The 16,293-nt window shown below is 37.0% G+C and carries 18 protein-coding genes and 2 riboswitches; of the genes, 12 read left to right on the top strand and 6 right to left on the bottom strand.

From position 1 onward, the window contains the following. Nucleotides 1–143 precede the first annotated feature (143 nt). The 12 genes from KS419_RS19915 (at nt 144) to KS419_RS19970 (ending at nt 12,200) form a co-directional block, all read left to right on the top strand. Nucleotides 144–488, top strand: a complete 345-nt coding sequence (locus KS419_RS19915) for a DUF192 domain-containing protein (RefSeq protein ID WP_217068282.1) — start codon at nt 144–146, stop codon at nt 486–488. Nucleotides 489–511: 23 nt separating this feature from the next. After that, a complete protein-coding gene (locus tag KS419_RS19920; protein ID WP_217068283.1) occupies nt 512–691 on the top strand; it encodes a Flp family type IVb pilin in 180 nt (59 codons plus the stop codon). 119 nt (nt 692–810) lie between these two features. After that, the gene (locus KS419_RS19925) at nt 811–1,323 is read left to right on the top strand and encodes an A24 family peptidase (protein WP_246594293.1); all 513 of its coding nucleotides are present in this window, start codon (nt 811–813) and stop codon (nt 1,321–1,323) included. Continuing rightward, nucleotides 1,320–1,703, top strand: a complete 384-nt coding sequence (locus KS419_RS19930; RefSeq protein WP_217068287.1) for a TadE/TadG family type IV pilus assembly protein — start codon at nt 1,320–1,322, stop codon at nt 1,701–1,703. Before KS419_RS19925 ends, KS419_RS19930 begins: the two co-directional genes overlap by 4 nt. A 16-nt stretch (nt 1,704–1,719) precedes the next feature. Then, nucleotides 1,720–2,619, top strand: coding sequence for a pilus assembly protein TadG-related protein (locus KS419_RS19935; RefSeq protein ID WP_217068289.1), 900 nt, complete (start codon nt 1,720–1,722; stop codon nt 2,617–2,619). A gap of 8 nt (nt 2,620–2,627) precedes the next feature. Then, entirely contained in the window at nt 2,628–3,302 is a 675-nt protein-coding gene (gene cpaB / locus KS419_RS19940) for a Flp pilus assembly protein CpaB (RefSeq protein ID WP_217068291.1), read from the top strand. A 49-nt stretch (nt 3,303–3,351) separates the two neighbouring features. Continuing rightward, complete coding sequence (locus KS419_RS19945) at nt 3,352–4,173, top strand: CpaE/TadZ family protein (RefSeq protein ID WP_217068293.1); 822 nt, start codon at nt 3,352–3,354, stop codon at nt 4,171–4,173. A 15-nt stretch (nt 4,174–4,188) separates the two neighbouring features. Then, entirely contained in the window at nt 4,189–5,616 is a 1,428-nt protein-coding gene (locus KS419_RS19950) for a TadA family conjugal transfer-associated ATPase (protein WP_217068295.1), read from the top strand. After that, on the top strand, nt 5,613–6,578 hold the full coding sequence (locus tag KS419_RS19955; protein ID WP_246594294.1) for a type II secretion system F family protein: 966 nt from the start codon (nt 5,613–5,615) through the stop codon (nt 6,576–6,578). The genes KS419_RS19950 and KS419_RS19955 overlap by 4 nt, the downstream gene beginning before the upstream one ends. A gap of 4 nt (nt 6,579–6,582) precedes the next feature. Beyond that, nucleotides 6,583–7,497 (top strand): type II secretion system F family protein, encoded by a 915-nt coding sequence (locus tag KS419_RS19960; RefSeq protein WP_217068297.1) that lies wholly within the window; start codon nt 6,583–6,585, stop codon nt 7,495–7,497. A 434-nt stretch (nt 7,498–7,931) separates the two neighbouring features. Beyond that, nucleotides 7,932–8,016, top strand: a riboswitch (cyclic di-GMP riboswitch). A gap of 162 nt (nt 8,017–8,178) precedes the next feature. Next, a complete protein-coding gene (locus KS419_RS19965) occupies nt 8,179–10,824 on the top strand; it encodes a putative bifunctional diguanylate cyclase/phosphodiesterase (RefSeq protein WP_217068299.1) in 2,646 nt (881 codons plus the stop codon). Nucleotides 10,825–10,856: 32 nt separating this feature from the next. Next, nucleotides 10,857–12,200 carry an ABC transporter substrate-binding protein gene (locus KS419_RS19970; protein ID WP_246594298.1) on the top strand — a complete coding sequence of 448 codons (1,344 nt, stop codon included), beginning with the start codon at nt 10,857–10,859 and terminating at the stop codon, nt 12,198–12,200. Nucleotides 12,201–12,264: 64 nt separating this feature from the next. Here the strand turns inward: KS419_RS19970 and KS419_RS19975 are convergent, their stop codons facing one another. From KS419_RS19975 to KS419_RS20000, 6 genes are all read right to left on the bottom strand, one after another. Continuing rightward, nucleotides 12,265–13,293, bottom strand: a complete 1,029-nt coding sequence (locus KS419_RS19975) for an ABC transporter substrate-binding protein (protein WP_217068302.1) — start codon at nt 13,291–13,293, stop codon at nt 12,265–12,267. Next, nucleotides 13,290–14,042 carry an ABC transporter permease gene (locus KS419_RS19980; RefSeq protein WP_217068304.1) on the bottom strand — a complete coding sequence of 251 codons (753 nt, stop codon included), beginning with the start codon at nt 14,040–14,042 and terminating at the stop codon, nt 13,290–13,292. Before KS419_RS19980 ends, KS419_RS19975 begins: the two co-directional genes overlap by 4 nt. Beyond that, nucleotides 14,039–14,815 carry an ABC transporter ATP-binding protein gene (locus KS419_RS19985; protein WP_217068305.1) on the bottom strand — a complete coding sequence of 259 codons (777 nt, stop codon included), beginning with the start codon at nt 14,813–14,815 and terminating at the stop codon, nt 14,039–14,041. Before KS419_RS19985 ends, KS419_RS19980 begins: the two co-directional genes overlap by 4 nt. Next, nucleotides 14,808–15,482, bottom strand: coding sequence for a thiaminase II (gene tenA / locus KS419_RS19990; RefSeq protein WP_217068306.1), 675 nt, complete (start codon nt 15,480–15,482; stop codon nt 14,808–14,810). Before tenA ends, KS419_RS19985 begins: the two co-directional genes overlap by 8 nt. 117 nt (nt 15,483–15,599) lie before the next feature. After that, nucleotides 15,600–15,703: riboswitch (TPP riboswitch) on the bottom strand. Between the two features lie 100 nt (nt 15,704–15,803). Next, nucleotides 15,804–15,941 (bottom strand): H-type small acid-soluble spore protein, encoded by a 138-nt coding sequence (locus KS419_RS19995; protein WP_217068307.1) that lies wholly within the window; start codon nt 15,939–15,941, stop codon nt 15,804–15,806. A 65-nt stretch (nt 15,942–16,006) separates the two neighbouring features. Further along, complete coding sequence (locus KS419_RS20000) at nt 16,007–16,204, bottom strand: H-type small acid-soluble spore protein (protein ID WP_217068308.1); 198 nt, start codon at nt 16,202–16,204, stop codon at nt 16,007–16,009. Between the last annotated feature and the right edge of the window lie 89 nt (nt 16,205–16,293).

The following is a 16,293-nucleotide window of genomic DNA, read 5'->3' on the forward strand; positions in this document are numbered from 1 at the left end:
GGAGAGGTTTTCTTCTATTTATAGTATGTGGAATTATTGGGAAGTGTCCCGTAAGACCCCATAGGACTAAAATGAAGAAAGTCTATTGGATAACCCCCCTTTCGGTAAAGGCGGGGTTATTTTAATGATTCGGAGGTGAAGCTTTGGAAGTAGTAAACCTGAGTAACCAAAAAATGATTGCACCAAACGTAGACAAAGCATATGGCTTTTATAAACGGTTGAAGGGCTTAATGTTTACGGAAGAGCTTCTCTCAGGTTGCGGATTACACATTAAACCCTGCCCGTCCGTTCACACTTTCTTTATGAAATATGCCATCGATGTTCTTTATCTGAATAAAGAAAATGTGGTAGTTGGTATCGATGAGGCATTGGCACCAGGGAAAGTGGGTAAGCGTTACAAAGGTGCAGCATCAGTCGTGGAGTTATCGATCGGATCGGTGAAAACATCGGAAACTCAAGTGGGAGACAAAGTGGAAATTAATAATTAAATTATAAAGGAGCGAGAATGCATATGTTAGAAAAGTTCAAAGGATTATTAACAGAAGAAGAAGGACAAGGGATGGCGGAGTATGCTTTAGTTTTAGGCGTTATAGCAATAGCAGTTGTAGCTATTTTAGTAACCTTTGGTGAAGCAATTGTAGATCAGTTCCAAGAAGTAATTGATAACTTTACATCATCAGAGGAAGGATGATCAGAATTTCTTCAACTAGTACTAACTTAATCGTATAAAGACAAAACACAGAAATAGCTTTACTAAACTAGTAAAGCTATTTTTGTAGCATGATCGTTCAGTGAAGGGAGAGCATGTTGATGTTATTGTTTCTCTTAAGTATCGTCTTAGTAGTATGTGTTTTTACAGATTTAAAAAATAGAAAAATATATAATATAGTCATTTTTCCGTCATTGCTCCTGGCAATCGTATTCAATGTGTTTCTTCATGGATGGACCGGATTATTAGATAGTTTGTTAGGTTTTTTATTAGGCTTTGGGATTCTATTAATTCCATATTTGATGGGTGGCATGGGTGCTGGAGATGTAAAGTTCTTAGCGTTGATAGGAGCCATTATGGGTCCTGCATTTGTATTTTCAACGACAATTTACATGGCATTGTTAGGGGGAGTAATCGGCCTAATTATCCTATTGTTTCGTGGTGGGTTCATCCATAACATGAAATCGTTCTTCCAAGCTCTATGGGGCATCAAATATGGAATTAAGCCAGAAATGGGGTTCAAGAGCAGAATGAATACAACCTTCCCTTATGGAGTGGCAATTGCTGGAGGAGCGTTTTTAACATTTATTTTACATGGAGTGGTGTTCCCATGATTAGAAGCGAAAAGGGACAATCATTGGTGGAGTTTGCCCTTGTTATTCCCATTTTATTAATTTTAATTGTTGGAATTGTAGATGTGGGAAGAATGCTATACACCTATTCCAGTTTGCATTTTACTGCTCAAGAAACGGTGAGACTGGGAGGATTAGGAAATGAGGACAACGTTTTACGTCAGTTTGCCCGGGATAATTTTACAGCAGGAGATTCTAGTAATTTGACAGTGTTGATAACCCCAGACCAAGGATCCCGTGTTTCTGGTAACTACGTTACCGTAACTCTCCAATATACGATAGATCCCATTACTCCATTTGCCAGTGTCTTATTATCTGATTCTATCTTACTAGTTTCTGATTCAACGATCCGAATAGAGTGAGGGGGAAGTATGAACAATGATGAATAAACTAAAATCCCTTTTTAAAAAAGAACAAGGAAATGTTATCGTATTAACATCGTTAGCCTTCACAGCACTTATTGGTTTAACAGGTCTTGTTATTGATGGGGGAAGCCTTTATATGACCAAAACCCACTTGCAAAAAGTTGCAAATGCAACGGCGTTATCGGGAGCGCAGGAGCTAACTGGTGAAACAGAGACAATTAAAAAAATAGTTGATGATGTATTAAACTCTCATCATGAAATAGCTTCGTTGGAGCAATTAGAAATTGAAAATCATTCCATTACAGTGGAGTTAAAAAAACCAGTACATTTTAATTTTATTACGTTATTTGGATTTGATACTTTAGATGTGAGAGCACAGGCTACGGCAAGACTAGGGACCATGGGAAGGGCATATGGTGCAGCACCACTTGGAATTGATGAGAGTATTCCCTTAGAGTACGGAGTTATCTATGATTTAAAAGTGGATGAACAAGGGGTGAATATTGGAAATTTCGGTATTTTACGATTAGAAGGCCCAGGTGCCCAAGTTTATGAAGACAATTTAAAATATGGGTTTGATGGTGAACTAAAAGTTGGGGATATTGTATACACACAACCAGGGAATATCGCGGGGAAAACAAGGGAGGCAGTGGATTACCTTGTCACGACGTGCGACAGTCCTGAAGATCGCACTTGCAGGAGAGTCCTATTAATACCGGTAATAAAGCCGCAACATAAACAAGGGGGATCTATGCCAGTTGAAATTAAAGGCTTTGCCTACTTTTATTTAACCGAACAAGATAGTGAGGATGATAAGACGGTAAGGGGATACTTTTTAGAACGGGCAGGTACAGGTTTTGAAGAACCAGGTGCATCCAACAAAGGAGCGTATACAATTAGACTTTCGGAGTAGGTGAAACGATGCGATCAAAAATGGTCTTTTTCATGGCGATAGTAATGGGAGTAATAACAACAGTACTATTTTATCAATACATCCAAGGGGCAGGGCAGTCACAAGAAGTGTTCGTAGAAGAAGAGATGGCGGAGGTTGTTGTTGCCGCTGAACCTATTATGGGAAATCAAACAATAACAGCAGAGATGCTGGGGAAGAAAGAGGTAACGAAGGCTAGCCTTCACCCTAACACTATAATGGAGATGGACGACGTGGTTGGTAAGTTCTCCACTACACTTATTGAATCAGGGGAAGTTCTCTTATCACACCGCTTTAAAGGGGAACAGGAAGAAAAGCAATTCGTATCAAGGAAAGTTCAGGAAGGTTATCGAGCGGTATCTCTCGGGGCAGACTTTATTCGATCCGTATCTAATCTAATAGAACCAGAAGACTATATTGATGTCATCTTTACAGAAACCATAGAAGAAGAAGTTATATCGGAAATTATCTTATCAAAAGTAAGAGTTCTTGCGGTAGGCAGGAAAATGAATCCTCCATCAAGTGAAGATTCATATATTGAATATAACTCTGTGACATTAGAATTACAGCCAAGTGATGCTGCCATATTAGTCAACGCATCACAACGGGGTTCTTTACATTTTATGTTACATTCCAGTATTAATATGAATTTGAATGGAGATTGAGGCTAATTTCTCTTTCGTTCATCTGCTTTATAAAGGAGGCGTGTAGGTTATGTCAGAGGGAGTTCAAACTAATACCATCCAGCAGGGAAAAGTTGTTGCTGTTTGCAGTGCAAAAGGTGGAATAGGCAAAACGCTGATCTCTGTCAACCTCGCAGTATCATTAATTAAAAAGAATTTAAATGTTTGTTTAATTGATGGGGACTTTCAATTTGGAGATGTGAGTGTCGCCATGGATTTAACTCCTACCTATACCATCAGGGACATCATAGAAGAAATCGAGGATCTGGAATCTAACACAGTCACAAATTTTTTAACGAGACACTCTTCGGGTGTGAGTGTTCTAGCAGCACCGGAAAGACCCGAGTACGCTGATCTTGTTGTCAGTGAGAAAGTGATTACAATAATTAACAAACTCAGGGACAATTTTGATTATATCATCGTGGATTGTGATGCTGGAATCCAAGGGACAACATTGGAAATGATGGAAATAGCGGATGAAATATTAGTAATCACTAACTTAGAAATGACGGCTCTGAAAAATACAAAATTGATGCTGGAAACATTGGGAAAATTAGAGTTTAGGGAAAAATCCCAATTGATTATAAACCGCTATACAATGGAAAGTTTGATCAAGGCGGAGGATGTTCCGAAAATGTTGGGAGAAGAGAAAGTTATTTCTATTCCAAATAATTTCAAACTTGCTTCTCAATCATTAAATTTAGGTATCCCATTTGTGATAAGTCAGGGGAAATCAGATTTGGCAAAAGCTGTTTTTAAGATGACAGAAAGTTTAGTATCAAAGAATGGGATAGTGGAACGGAAGAAAGAAAACCAATCTCTTTTGAAAAAATTATTTCCATCACCAAGGTAGTGGGGAGGATAAGCTATGAGTCTGTTATCAAAGTTACAAACTAAAAATGACCATAAGCATCCACAAGTATCTGATCAAGAAGGCAATCACGAGCAAACAAACCAAGATAACATCCAGACAGTTATCCCGGAGTTAAAAAAAGTGGAAACACCTAAAAAAAAGAGTATTAGGAAACAATTGGACCAGAAACATAAAGATCTTAAGGATCTATTGCATAAACAGATTTTACAGGAAATGAAAGATAAAGATGTGGAATCCATTGTATTAAAAATAGATGAAATGGCCATTCAAATTATCGAAGAAAATGAGTCATTTCGTGGAAATATAGACCGAAAGGCTGTCGTAGAGGAATTAATTAATGATTTGACAGGGTTCGGCCCGATTAATCCACTATTATTAGATGAAGAAATATCAGAAGTAATGGTAAATGGTCCGAATCAGGTTTATTGTGAACGAAATGGAAAATTAATATTAACGGATATTGTTTTCAGAGATAACGAACATGTTTTAAACGTAATAGAAAAAATTGTAGCCCCCATAGGTCGAAGAATTGATGAAAGCAGTCCGATGGTAGATGCAAGATTACCGGATGGTTCCCGTGTGAATGCCATCATTCCTCCACTGGCGTTGAATGGACCGACTGTGACGATCAGGAAGTTTTCTAAAGATCCCTTTGGTATTGAAGACCTTGTTAATTTTGGCACACTAACTGCTGAAATGGCCACATTCTTAGATTCTTGTGTAAAGGCAAGACTTAATATCTTTGTGAGTGGAGGTACAGGATCGGGAAAAACAACCACCCTGAATGTGCTATCGAATTTTATCCCGGATGATGAACGGATTGTTACCATTGAGGATGCAGCAGAAATTCAACTTGGACAAGACCATGTCGTTTCACTGGAATCAAGACCACCTAACATAGAAGGAAATGGAGCAATTACGATAAGAGATTTAGTCCGTAATTCATTAAGGATGCGTCCCGATCGGATTGTGATTGGGGAAGTCCGTGGTGCCGAAGCATTAGACATGCTTCAGGCAATGAATACTGGTCATGACGGGTCATTAGCCACCGGTCACTCCAATAGCCCAAGGGATATGATTGCCCGACTGGAGACAATGGTATTATTGGCAGGAGTAGAATTACCCGTGAAAGCCATTCGTGAACAAATTTCTGGTGCTATTGATGTAATCATTCAACAATCCCGGTTAAAGGATGGTTCACGGAAAATAGTAAAGATCACGGAAGTTCAAGGCATGGAAGGAGATATTATAGTACTCCAAGATATTTTTACGTATGAACAAATGGGTTTAGATGAAAACCGAAAAGTTTCTGGGAAGTTGGTTCCCACAGGTGTTCGGCCTAAATTTTATGAGCGTCTAGAAGCATCCGGAATTACTATTCCGACTAGTGTGTTTATAAGGGAAGAGGAGTGGAGTAAATGATCGAGTATATTTTATTACTGGCTTTCCTCTTTTTTGCGTTTTTGCTATTTTACTTCATCCTACAAATTTTGTTTTTAAATAACAATAAGATGGAAAAACGAATTAATCGCTATTTATTAGAAGAGGATCACGAACCGTTGGAACCAAAGAAATTCAAAATAATCCTCGACTTTCGTCTTACGAAAGAAAGAATTCGAAAAAAGTTAATAAAATCCGATAAGAATTCTAAACTGGAGAACCATTTGTTGCAGGCAGGGTTACCATTAAAACCGGAAGAGTTTGTTATGTTTAGGTGGATTTCAATGATTTTAGTGACAGGAGTTCTGTATCTTCTAACTAAAACTATTTTTATAGTGCCAATTGGGATGGTTATTGGTTATTTCATTCCAAAGTTCTTTCTAAAAAAGAAGAAGAATGATAGAATCAAAAAATTTAACGATGACTTACCTGAGATGATATCCACCATAGTAGGTGCTTTAAGGGCAGGATTCAGTTTCCCTCAGGCACTGAAAAGTGTACAGGAGGAATCCAGCTCCCCAATGAAAGAAGAGATCGGAATGGTTCTTCGTGAGATGCAGTATGGCTCTACGATTGAAGAAGCATTAAACAATTTAAAGCAGCGAATGCCCAGTGATGATTTGGATATTATGATTCAGGCGATTCTCATCCAGCGTCAAGTAGGGGGGAATTTAGCTACCGTGCTTGAAACTATCGTCAAGACGATCCGGGACCGTGTGAAAATACAAGGACAGATACGGACATTAACAGCACAGGGGAAAATGTCAGGATTAGTAGTGGGACTTTTGCCTGTTTTTCTAGCTCTTATACTATATGTCGTGGAACCAAACTACATTGGTGTACTTTTTACCCATCCAATAGGTTTGTTATTACTAGCTATTGCGGGAATATCTTGTGCTATCGGATTTTTCCTCGTTCAAAAAGTCACAGCAATTGAGGTGTGAGCAAATGATAATCTTTTTATATACTTTCACCATACTACTCATTGTATTTGGATTTATTTTAATGTGGCGGGAAAAGAAAGTAGAAGTACAAACGAGAATAGCAACCGTTTTTCAAGGCAAGACAGAGAATATAGAAGAGGGATATGAGGAAGATTTAAAATTGTCTTTTTCAAACAGAATTTTAATCCCTATATGGAAGAAATTCAAGAGAAAGTTTAGTAAAAATGTAAATTCAAAAAAACAGGAGAAACTGGAAAGGAAACTCCTTCAGGCAGGTAACCCCCTCGGAATGACAGCAGTGGAGTTTCAAATTGTCCAAGTATGTTTGTTTGTATTCATACCTACCATATTTGGTGGCTATTCTCTCCTTATGAATATGGGAGTTGGACGCACAATCTTGGTAGCAGGTATAGGAATCTTATTAGCTTTAATGATCCCCTCCTACTATTTAAAACAAAAAACAAATGGTAGAAATAAACAAGCTCAAAAAGAACTCCCGGATTTTTTAGATTTAGTAACGGTTAGTATTGAAGCCGGTCTTGGCTTTGATTCTGCCTTAAGTAAAGTGGTTGCAAAAGGAGATGGAGTATTAGCCAACGAATTTCAAAGGTGTTTAGAAGAGATGAGGTTGGGAAAAACGAGGAGAGAGGCGTTATCTGGTGTTCGTGATCGATTACAAGCGGAAGATGTTAAAGTTTTGATAGGTTCAATTATACAAGCAGAGCAATTAGGAATCGGAATGGTTCAAATCCTAAGAGTACAATCAAGTGAAATAAGAGAAAAGAGAAAGCAACGAGCGGAAGAAGCTGCAATGAAAGCGCCAATTAAAATGTTATTTCCTCTGGTCGTGTTTATCTTTCCCTGTATTTTTATTGTGATATTAGGCCCTGCAATTATTGGTATTCTCGAAACCTTTTAAAAAATGATTTGATTACAGTAATTATAGTCATGAAGAAGAGAGCATCTAACAAAATGATGCTCTTTTTTTAAGGCTTTGTTATCGTTCAATGTTGATTTTTGCGAAATTCACTCCCTTTCACCACTGGCACAAGTGCGACATCTGCTCATTCTTCGCAGTGTCTTCTTAGCCGCGGGCGGTTCGGGAGCCTCCTCGGTGTTTCACACCTTGCGGGGTCTCCCCTGAACTCGCTTTTCCCGCAGGAGTGTCGTGAATTTCGCTAAAAATCATCCTATTAAAAAATCAACATTAGCCTTTAACATAGCCTTTTTTAAATACTATAAAAATACTATTTTAAATATAGGTAATAAGAATTATAATAGAAGGAGAAAACAGGAAAAAGATGTCGAATTTGAAATCATATGTTCGATTTATTTAGTATCTTAATAATTAAATAGATTAAATGGCAAACTATGCGAAAGCCTAGGACGCAAAGCCACGGGTCTAAACATGAGAATGTAAGATAGCCGGGTTACCTCAGATTTTATGCGATCTAGTGTCTAACATACTGCGGTTACGCAGTATTTTTTATACCTTAAGAATTTTTAACTTCACTAAAGGATTAAAGTAAGCCAAGTTTTTCTAATACATTCAGCTAATTAATTAAAATTAAATACATAGGTGATATAAAGGGGGAGTAACATGTCAACCAAGACCATAAAGAATCTAGTGATGATGTTGTTCCTGATTGGGTGTGCACTTCTATTTAAATTACAAAGTTTTCATTTTATTTATGGTATAACTCTTTCATTTAGTACGATTTTTTTACTAGTGTTTGTTACGTTATTTGGTGTTCGGAAAACACTAATTGCAACATTATTAATTCACTTCATTAATGTAACCGTTTTTGAAGTAATTCCATGGGATATTATCTATATTATGGAAGTAATCATTGTTGGGTTCCTCTATAACTCCAAAAGAAAAGGGAACATGGTTCTATGGGTTATTGTTTTCTGGATTATTCTAGGCATACCAACATCTTTAATATCTTATCAACTCTTTTTGCCGGAACTTTCAGGAATTGTTTTATCATTTAAAATTTTATTGAATGTCTTTAATGCGTTTATCAATGCTTTAATTGCTGATATTATACTGTCTTACATTCCATTACGAAAATGGTTGGAGGAAAATGGAAAGAAGCATTTATTTAATTTTCAACATTTACTATTCCATATGATTATTTGTGCCATTATTTTTCCTTTTTTAATTAACAACGCCATTATTCACTGGAATAGTTATCAGTCCTATCAATCTGCAGCGGAACAATTAGGTATCAATGCTTCCAATAATATAGAAAAAGAAATAAGTAAATGGACTAAGGAAGAGATGGATCATCTTAAGCTCTTTAGTACTATTCAACTTGGGTATTTAAATGAAGTGATTAACCGAAATTCATCCGCTGAAATATATGATATCGTAGTCACAAATCAACAAGGAAAAGTGATGTCAACAACCTATACAGAAAGGGAGTTAGGAGCCAGTTTTACTTCGACGAACAATGCAGATGTGGAGAGCATTTCAGAGAACTTCTATCAGTATTTATCATATGGTTCAAGGGAACCACTTCTCTTAGCATGGTCAAAGGGAAAATATATTTATGAAACTGAAATAGCGAATGAACAAATAAATCTCTCAATTCATTTTCCAATTTCCTACTACCAAAACAAAGTGTTGGAGGAGTACTTTGGACAACTTCAATTTATACTGCTCTTTCTAGTTTTTGCAGCTACTCTTTTATATTTTATTAAACGTATTTTCGTTGAAAATTTAAACAAGCTAGCTATTACTACAACGGGATTACCTACAAAGCTAAAGAAATCGGAAACAATAGAGTGGCCAAGCAGTTCTGTTTTAGAAATTAATTCTCTCATGAATAATTTTAAGTCCATGTCTTCCAACTTAAATAGCATGTTCCAAGAGAGTAACGAGACTAATAGGATGCTGGAAAACACAACACTTCAACTTAAAAAATCTGAAGAAAAGCTGCAACAATTAGCTTATTATGATAATTTAACCAAACTTCCCAATCGAACGTACTTTCAAGAGTATTTAACAACTTTACTTAAGGAAGCTAGAAATGCTAATGGTAAGATTGCTGTTTTATTTTTCGACTTGAACGAATTCAAGTCTATTAATGATACATTAGGGCATGCAGCAGGAGATGAATTATTACAACGGGTGGCCAATAAGTTTAAAAAACTAGAAACAAACCTCATAAAAGTATTTCGTCTTGGCGGAGATGAGTTTGTAATCGTTATGAAGGTAGAAGGAATAGAAGAAGTATCAGAATTTGGAGTAACAATACAAGAGATGTTCTCTGAGCCATTCACATTAAAAACATTATCACTATATATAACAACTAGTGTAGGTGTCAGTTTATTTCCTGACAATGGTAATTCGGTAGATGAATTGGTAAAGCATGCAGATATGGCAATGTACAAATCAAAAGAAATGGGGAAAAACCATATAGAGTTCTTTAATCAACAGATGCAAAAAGACTTTAAGGAGAGGATGTTATTAAATAGCGGACTCAGACAGGCACTTCAGGAAAAACACTTTGAGATGGTATACCAGCCAAAAATTAATAATATAACAGGGGAAGTTTCGGGATTTGAGGCCCTGATGCGTTGGAATCATCCAAAGCTAGGGAACATATCTCCTGCCAAATTCATACCTTTAGCAGAGGAACTGGGTCTGATTTTTCAATTGGATGAATGGGGATTAAAGGAGGCTTGCAGACAGAACAAAGAATGGCAAGCGGCAGGAGTGGATTCGATACCTGTGTCTGTAAATTTATCCGCGAAACATTTCTATTATGATCATATAGTACCTATGGTAACAAAGGCACTGGATGAGTCAGGTCTTGACCCAAAGTATTTAAAGTTAGAAATAACTGAAAGTGTATTTATGAAGAATGTACAAGCTGTCATAACTAAAATCGAGCAGTTAAAAGAAATTGGAGTATTAATTTCAATTGATGATTTTGGCATAGGATATTCATCGTTAAATCATTTAATCCATCTTCCTATTAATGAAGTGAAGTTAGACAAAAATTTTATCAGTGAAATTAATATGGATCAAAAGAAAGCGGCTATTTTCAAAGCAATTGTTGAATTAGCCAAAAACATGAAATTAAATGTTGTGGCAGAAGGTGTAGAAACAGAAGGGGAAATGCACTTCTTAAAACTAGAAAAATGCGATGAAATTCAAGGATACTACTATAGTAAGCCACTTTCAAAAGAGTCCTTTTTGGAGTTTATTAAAAGAAAGAATGAAGGAAGCAAATGAATGTGTGAAAGGGGGATAACATTGTGGGTAGTATGAGTAAAGTTGTTTTCTTAATCATGTTTCTTATTATAGGAACGGCATGCTCTTTAATGGAGCCAGAAACGGAAAGGAAAGAGGAAGAACTATTAAGCATAAACAGTCCACTCGACGAAAGGGTAATACCAGAGTATGACCCTAATGAAAACTATGAATTAACATTATGGTCTTACTTTAGTGATGGTTGGGATGAGGCAATTGAAGAGTTTCAAAAAGACCATAGAAATATAGAAATTGAAGTAAAAACATTTCCATTTGAAGAGTATCAGGAAGTTTATTTTAATGCACTTGTAAATGGGAATGTCCCAGATATTATGGTCTTTGATAGTGATCATTTTGGCTCATTTACTGCTATTGAAGGGTTAGAAAATTTAAAAGATCCCCCTTATTCAGCTGGAAAATATAAAGGGGACTTTTCAACCCATTTATGGGAAGTAGGATTATCATTTGATCAGGAAAAATTAATTGGAATACCCTTTAACACGTCTCCCCTTGTCACCTTTTATCGGGCAGATATCATGGAGGAATATGGATTTCCATCAGAACCTGAAGAATTGGCTGTTTTCATGGAGGATCCTAAAAACTGGCTTACTATTGGAGAAACTTTAAAAAAAGATGATAGGTGGATAACTCAGTGGATTAATGAGATCATGCATATATATAATTCTGGTACTGGACTATATAGTAATCAATTAGATTTCTTGCGGGATAACGAGGAATTTGTGGAAGGGATTGATGTGGCAAAGGAAGCGTACAGATTGGGTATAGTGGCAAACTTTGATGTCTGGTCCCCTATAGGAAACTCTAAACTACAGTCGGATCAATTAGTGATGCTTTATCTAGGAGCGTGGGGTGCTGGTCAACTAGAAACATGGGTGCCAGAACAAAAGGGAAAGTGGCGAATGACGAGGCTACCATTTAATATATTCGGATGGAGCAACAGTACAATTCTATCCATTCCAAGAGATAGTGACAATAAAGCAGCAGCTTGGAGATTTATAGAACATTATACTTTTGAAGCCATGATGAACGGAACAGTGGGAAGCGTACCTGGCTATTTATCAGCAAGGAATAATGCCAACACCATTCATCACCAGAATGAGTTTTTTGGGGGGCAGTATGATCAAGCTCTCTTTGAGGAACTTATGAGCCAAACGAAAGAACATAAATTAACGCCACTGGACCAAAGGGCGAAAACCATTTGGGATGTTCATTTAAGTCAAGGGGTAGAGTGGGGCGTTGACACAAAGGAAATTTTAGACAGGATAAATGCCCAATTAGAAGCAGAACTTGGAAGAGAAAGAAACATATTATTGGATAATCTCCAGTCATCTCCTTAGAAGAATAAATGAGAACAGAAGAAAAGGTTCCTCCAAACAATTGCTGGAGGAACCTTTTCTTTTTTTAGTCTACGATATTAACAAAAATGTCTTTAATAGATGGATTTTCTTCAATTAATCCGAAATCCTTCATCCAATCGATCGTTTCCTCCCAAGATTCTTTATCTTGACTACCAAATCCATTGGGAGATTCCATTTTTGGCAATAATATTTCAAGGCTTTGTTTTTCAACCTCAGGAATAAGGGGGAAATTAGCCTCATCTTGGTTATTTAATAGAATATCTAGAGCATCTGTTGGGTTCTCAACCATGTATTCATACCCTTTTGTTGCTCCACGCCAAAACGCACGAATCACGTCCTCATCCTGATCCCAAATTTGGTCATTTGTTACAAATACTAATTCGTAAAAACTAGGGACACCATAGTCTACCGGGTTGAAATAACGGGTGGCATATCCATCATGTAACAAAACGGGTACTTCATGATTGATATATGCTCCTGTAACAGCATCCACGCGCCCGCTAATAATGGACGAACCAAGTTCGAAGCCAACATCAGTCATCTGTACAGTATCAGGGTCTCCTCCGTCATTTGTCACCATTGTTTTAATCAATGCTTCGTTCAAAGGAATACCAGGATAACCTACTCGTTTTCCTTCTAAGTCACGTGGGGATTGAATATCACTATCCTCTAAAAAGATCGTATGATTTAAAGGAGAACGAACAATAGCTCCTATTGCTTTTACAGGCACATCTTGATTTGCACGGGCGGTTACAACATCTGGCTGGTATGTAATACCTAAAGTGATTTGTCCAGCTGCAGCTAGATTTATAGGGTCTGTTGGATTTGCAGGAAACTGTAAATTTACGATTAACCCCTCTTCTTCAAAAAAACCAAGCTCTATGGCGGTGTATAAATAACTGTGTACGGCATTTGGATACCAATCCAACATAACATCAATTTCCCTTAACTCACGATCAGAACTATCGTCCCCCGACATTGCTTCCGTATTTGAATTATCGTCAGTACCGCATCCAGATAATAGAAGCGCTCCTAACCATAAACTAGATAGCAAAATATAGAAATTTTTCATATCGTTTTCCTCCATTTTAATGTAAATTTCTCCAGTAATGCGACGAGTAAAAACAAGACAATACCTATGGCAGACAGGAGGACGATTGGAGCAAATACACCTGCCCCATCAAACTGGGTCATCATTCTCCTGCTAAAGTATCCAAGACCTGCCTGTGCCCCAAGCCATTCACCAATAGCTGCACCGATAACACTTAACGTAACAGCAACTTTAAGCCCTGAATAAAAATACGGTAATGCAGAAGGAACTTGTAACTTAAGAAAGATTTCTTTTTTACTTGCCCCCATCGTTAATAGTAAATCTCTCATTTCTTTACTGCTGGACTTTAACCCATCAAAAGTACTGACCGTAATAGGAAAAAAAGTAATTAATAATGTTACTGCAACCTTACTCCAGATCGAATAGCCGAACCAAAGCACAAAAATAGGTGCAAGTGCTATGATCGGGATTGTTTGTGAGGAGATAATAATTGGATAAAATGTTTTTTCAGCAATCTTGCTTGTATTCATCCATATGGCTAATCCAACCCCCAGGATAATGGATAGAGAAAGACCTGTAAGGATGACTCCAAGAGTTGCGGGTAAATGACCAAAAAATAATATCCCTTTTAATTCCCATAGCTTTCGGGAGATTTCAATGGGAGATGGTAATATAAAGGACATCCCTATTGCACGGGCAATGAGTTCCCAGATGATAAGACCAATAACAATTAATAGACTTGGGGCATATAAGTCCCTAAGTTTACTCATAGTCTCACCTTCTGTCTAAGTTGATTCAATAGATCTTCTTTTAACTTGATAATTTCTGGCAAGTGCAGATCATTAATGCCCCTAGGTCTTCGAAGTGGAATGGGAACTTCCTTTAAATGTCGTACTGGTGTTTCCGAGAGGACGAAGATTCGATCAGATAAGAAAAGAGCTTCGTCAACGTCATGAGTAATAAATAAAACCGTTGTTTTCCGCTTTTCCCAAAGATTTAAGAGCCATTCTTGCATTGAAAGACGTGTGATAGCATCTAGGGAACTGAAAGGTTCATCCAATAGGAGTAAATTAGCCCCACTTAAGATACTTCGGAGAAAGGAAACCCTTTGTTTCATACCACCGGACAAAACAGAAGGTAGTTCATCTTCCAAACCTTTTAATCCAAACTCTTCAAGGAGTTCTATGACTTGTTGATATGCAACTTTCTTTTTCACTCCTCTTAATTCAAGGGGAAGTGACGCATTTTGAAGGATTGTACGCCAGGGTAATAATAAGTCTTTCTGAGGCATATATCCTACACAACCCAATCTGTTTTTCATGTACTTCCCATTAAGTAGAATGTCACCTGAAGAAGGTTGTTCTAACCCCGTAATCAGCTTAAATAAAGTTGTCTTACCTGAACCACTTGGTCCTAAAATGGATACGAATTCCGATGAATGAATAGTAAAGCTAAGGGACTCAATAATACTAGGATTTATATCATTATTTTTACTTTCATATCGAAAAGAGACTTTTTTAAACTGTAGAGTGGAATTACTCATCTTTAGGCCACGTCTGTAAATGATAGGACATATCCCAGAACAAGTATTCAAACCGTGTTGTATTTAGAAAGTATTCTTCCAACTTTTCAAGTTCCTCTTCTTTTTTGCCGTCTGTTAATTCATCTAATAGATTTATACACCACTGAGCCAAATTTCCAAATTCGTCGGAACTGTACATCTGAATCCATTCTCCATAAAACTCGTGATCCCTTGCACCTGGAATCTCATTTAACTCTTTTCCAATTTCCCAGTAACTCCACATACAAGGTAGAAGTGCTGCCAGAAGGTCTGCAAGTGTACCATTCTGACCAACGTGAAGCATGTAATGGGTATATGCTAAAGTTGTTGGTGCAGGTTCAGCATTTTCCAGTTCTTCTTCGGTAATTCCGAACTTTTTCGCATATTGCCGATGTAACGACATCTCCTCGTTTAAGGTGGAATCTAGTAAACCAGCAAACTTGCCCATCGTTTCCACATCTGTTGCTTTTACGGCACCAATAGCAAATAATTTAGCGTAATCAATAAGATATAAATAATCCTGAATCATAAAATAACGGAACTTTTCCTTGTCCAAGGTGCCATCACCTAACCCTTGAACAAAGGGGTGGGTATGATTTTTTCTCCAGATTGGCTGTAATTTCTCATATAATCTTTCACTGAACTTCATTTTTTCCTTACCTCCATTTCTAAAAGTATAAAATAAAAAACCACTTCCAGAAAGAAGTGGTTGAATGAAATAACAATAGATACGAACTACTTTTTTAAGAATTCATTAAAAAGTAATTTATCATCCACACTTCTTCCCTACGCTAGTACGAACTAGATCAGGTTATAAGGGTTAAGACAAATGTCTCTCTCAGCTCAATATGAGCACCCCTAGGAGTGATCTATTTAATTTTCAAAAAATTCCATGAAAAGAATTCCATTTATAGTTGTAACATAATAACTAAGATTGTTCAACAATCAAAGTTATTTTAAATCCTCAGATTTAATGTTCTATTAAATCACTTACTTGTACGGTATGCTCTTTTTGAGAGTCTCCTAATGGGAAAATCCTTGCTGTTTCGCTATCGTTATTCACATGTTGAATATATACTGGAGTTCCTTTGTAAGTAACATTTGCCATCACGGGGATTCGGAAAATTCTATTCCTGACTGTTCATCGGGTTACACCCCTCCGTTTAATTGATATTAATCAATTACTTTTGGACCTTCTTCCAGTAAGCCTTTAATATCCACTTCTTGTTCATGATTCATTGCATCTAATGGGAATATTTTTGCTGTTTCTTTATCAGGATATACCTCCTGGATATATACAGGAATGCCATGATAACTTACATTAACCATTACAGGGGAATCCACAATTTCCTGAATGCGTTGGCTGTCCATTAGTTTGGTGCCTCCTTTTGTTACGAAGGATGGTATTCACCCCTATTTTTTGATTTCTTAATTCATTTTATTCAAGCTAGGGATCATCC

This window comes from Evansella tamaricis (assembly GCF_019042215.1).
In the GTDB taxonomy this organism is placed as follows: Bacteria; Bacillota; Bacilli; order Bacillales; family Salisediminibacteriaceae; genus Evansella; species Evansella tamaricis.

Coding starts and splice junctions, on each gene's coding strand:
- KS419_RS19950 (WP_217068295.1), top strand. CDS start 4,189: ATGAGTCTGTTATCAAAGTTACAAACTAAAAATGACCATAAGCATCCA.
- KS419_RS19980 (WP_217068304.1), bottom strand. CDS start 14,042: ATGAGTAAACTTAGGGACTTATATGCCCCAAGTCTATTAATTGTTATT.
- cpaB (WP_217068291.1), top strand. CDS start 2,628: ATGCGATCAAAAATGGTCTTTTTCATGGCGATAGTAATGGGAGTAATA.
- KS419_RS19995 (WP_217068307.1), bottom strand. CDS start 15,941: ATGGCAAATGTTACTTACAAAGGAACTCCAGTATATATTCAACATGTG.
- KS419_RS19925 (WP_246594293.1), top strand. CDS start 811: ATGTTATTGTTTCTCTTAAGTATCGTCTTAGTAGTATGTGTTTTTACA.
- KS419_RS19955 (WP_246594294.1), top strand. CDS start 5,613: ATGATCGAGTATATTTTATTACTGGCTTTCCTCTTTTTTGCGTTTTTG.
- tenA (WP_217068306.1), bottom strand. CDS start 15,482: ATGAAGTTCAGTGAAAGATTATATGAGAAATTACAGCCAATCTGGAGA.
- KS419_RS19985 (WP_217068305.1), bottom strand. CDS start 14,815: ATGAGTAATTCCACTCTACAGTTTAAAAAAGTCTCTTTTCGATATGAA.
- KS419_RS19935 (WP_217068289.1), top strand. CDS start 1,720: ATGATGAATAAACTAAAATCCCTTTTTAAAAAAGAACAAGGAAATGTT.
- KS419_RS19930 (WP_217068287.1), top strand. CDS start 1,320: ATGATTAGAAGCGAAAAGGGACAATCATTGGTGGAGTTTGCCCTTGTT.
- KS419_RS19920 (WP_217068283.1), top strand. CDS start 512: ATGTTAGAAAAGTTCAAAGGATTATTAACAGAAGAAGAAGGACAAGGG.
- KS419_RS19970 (WP_246594298.1), top strand. CDS start 10,857: ATGAGTAAAGTTGTTTTCTTAATCATGTTTCTTATTATAGGAACGGCA.
- KS419_RS19965 (WP_217068299.1), top strand. CDS start 8,179: ATGTCAACCAAGACCATAAAGAATCTAGTGATGATGTTGTTCCTGATT.
- KS419_RS20000 (WP_217068308.1), bottom strand. CDS start 16,204: ATGGACAGCCAACGCATTCAGGAAATTGTGGATTCCCCTGTAATGGTT.
- KS419_RS19975 (WP_217068302.1), bottom strand. CDS start 13,293: ATGAAAAATTTCTATATTTTGCTATCTAGTTTATGGTTAGGAGCGCTT.
- KS419_RS19945 (WP_217068293.1), top strand. CDS start 3,352: ATGTCAGAGGGAGTTCAAACTAATACCATCCAGCAGGGAAAAGTTGTT.
- KS419_RS19960 (WP_217068297.1), top strand. CDS start 6,583: ATGATAATCTTTTTATATACTTTCACCATACTACTCATTGTATTTGGA.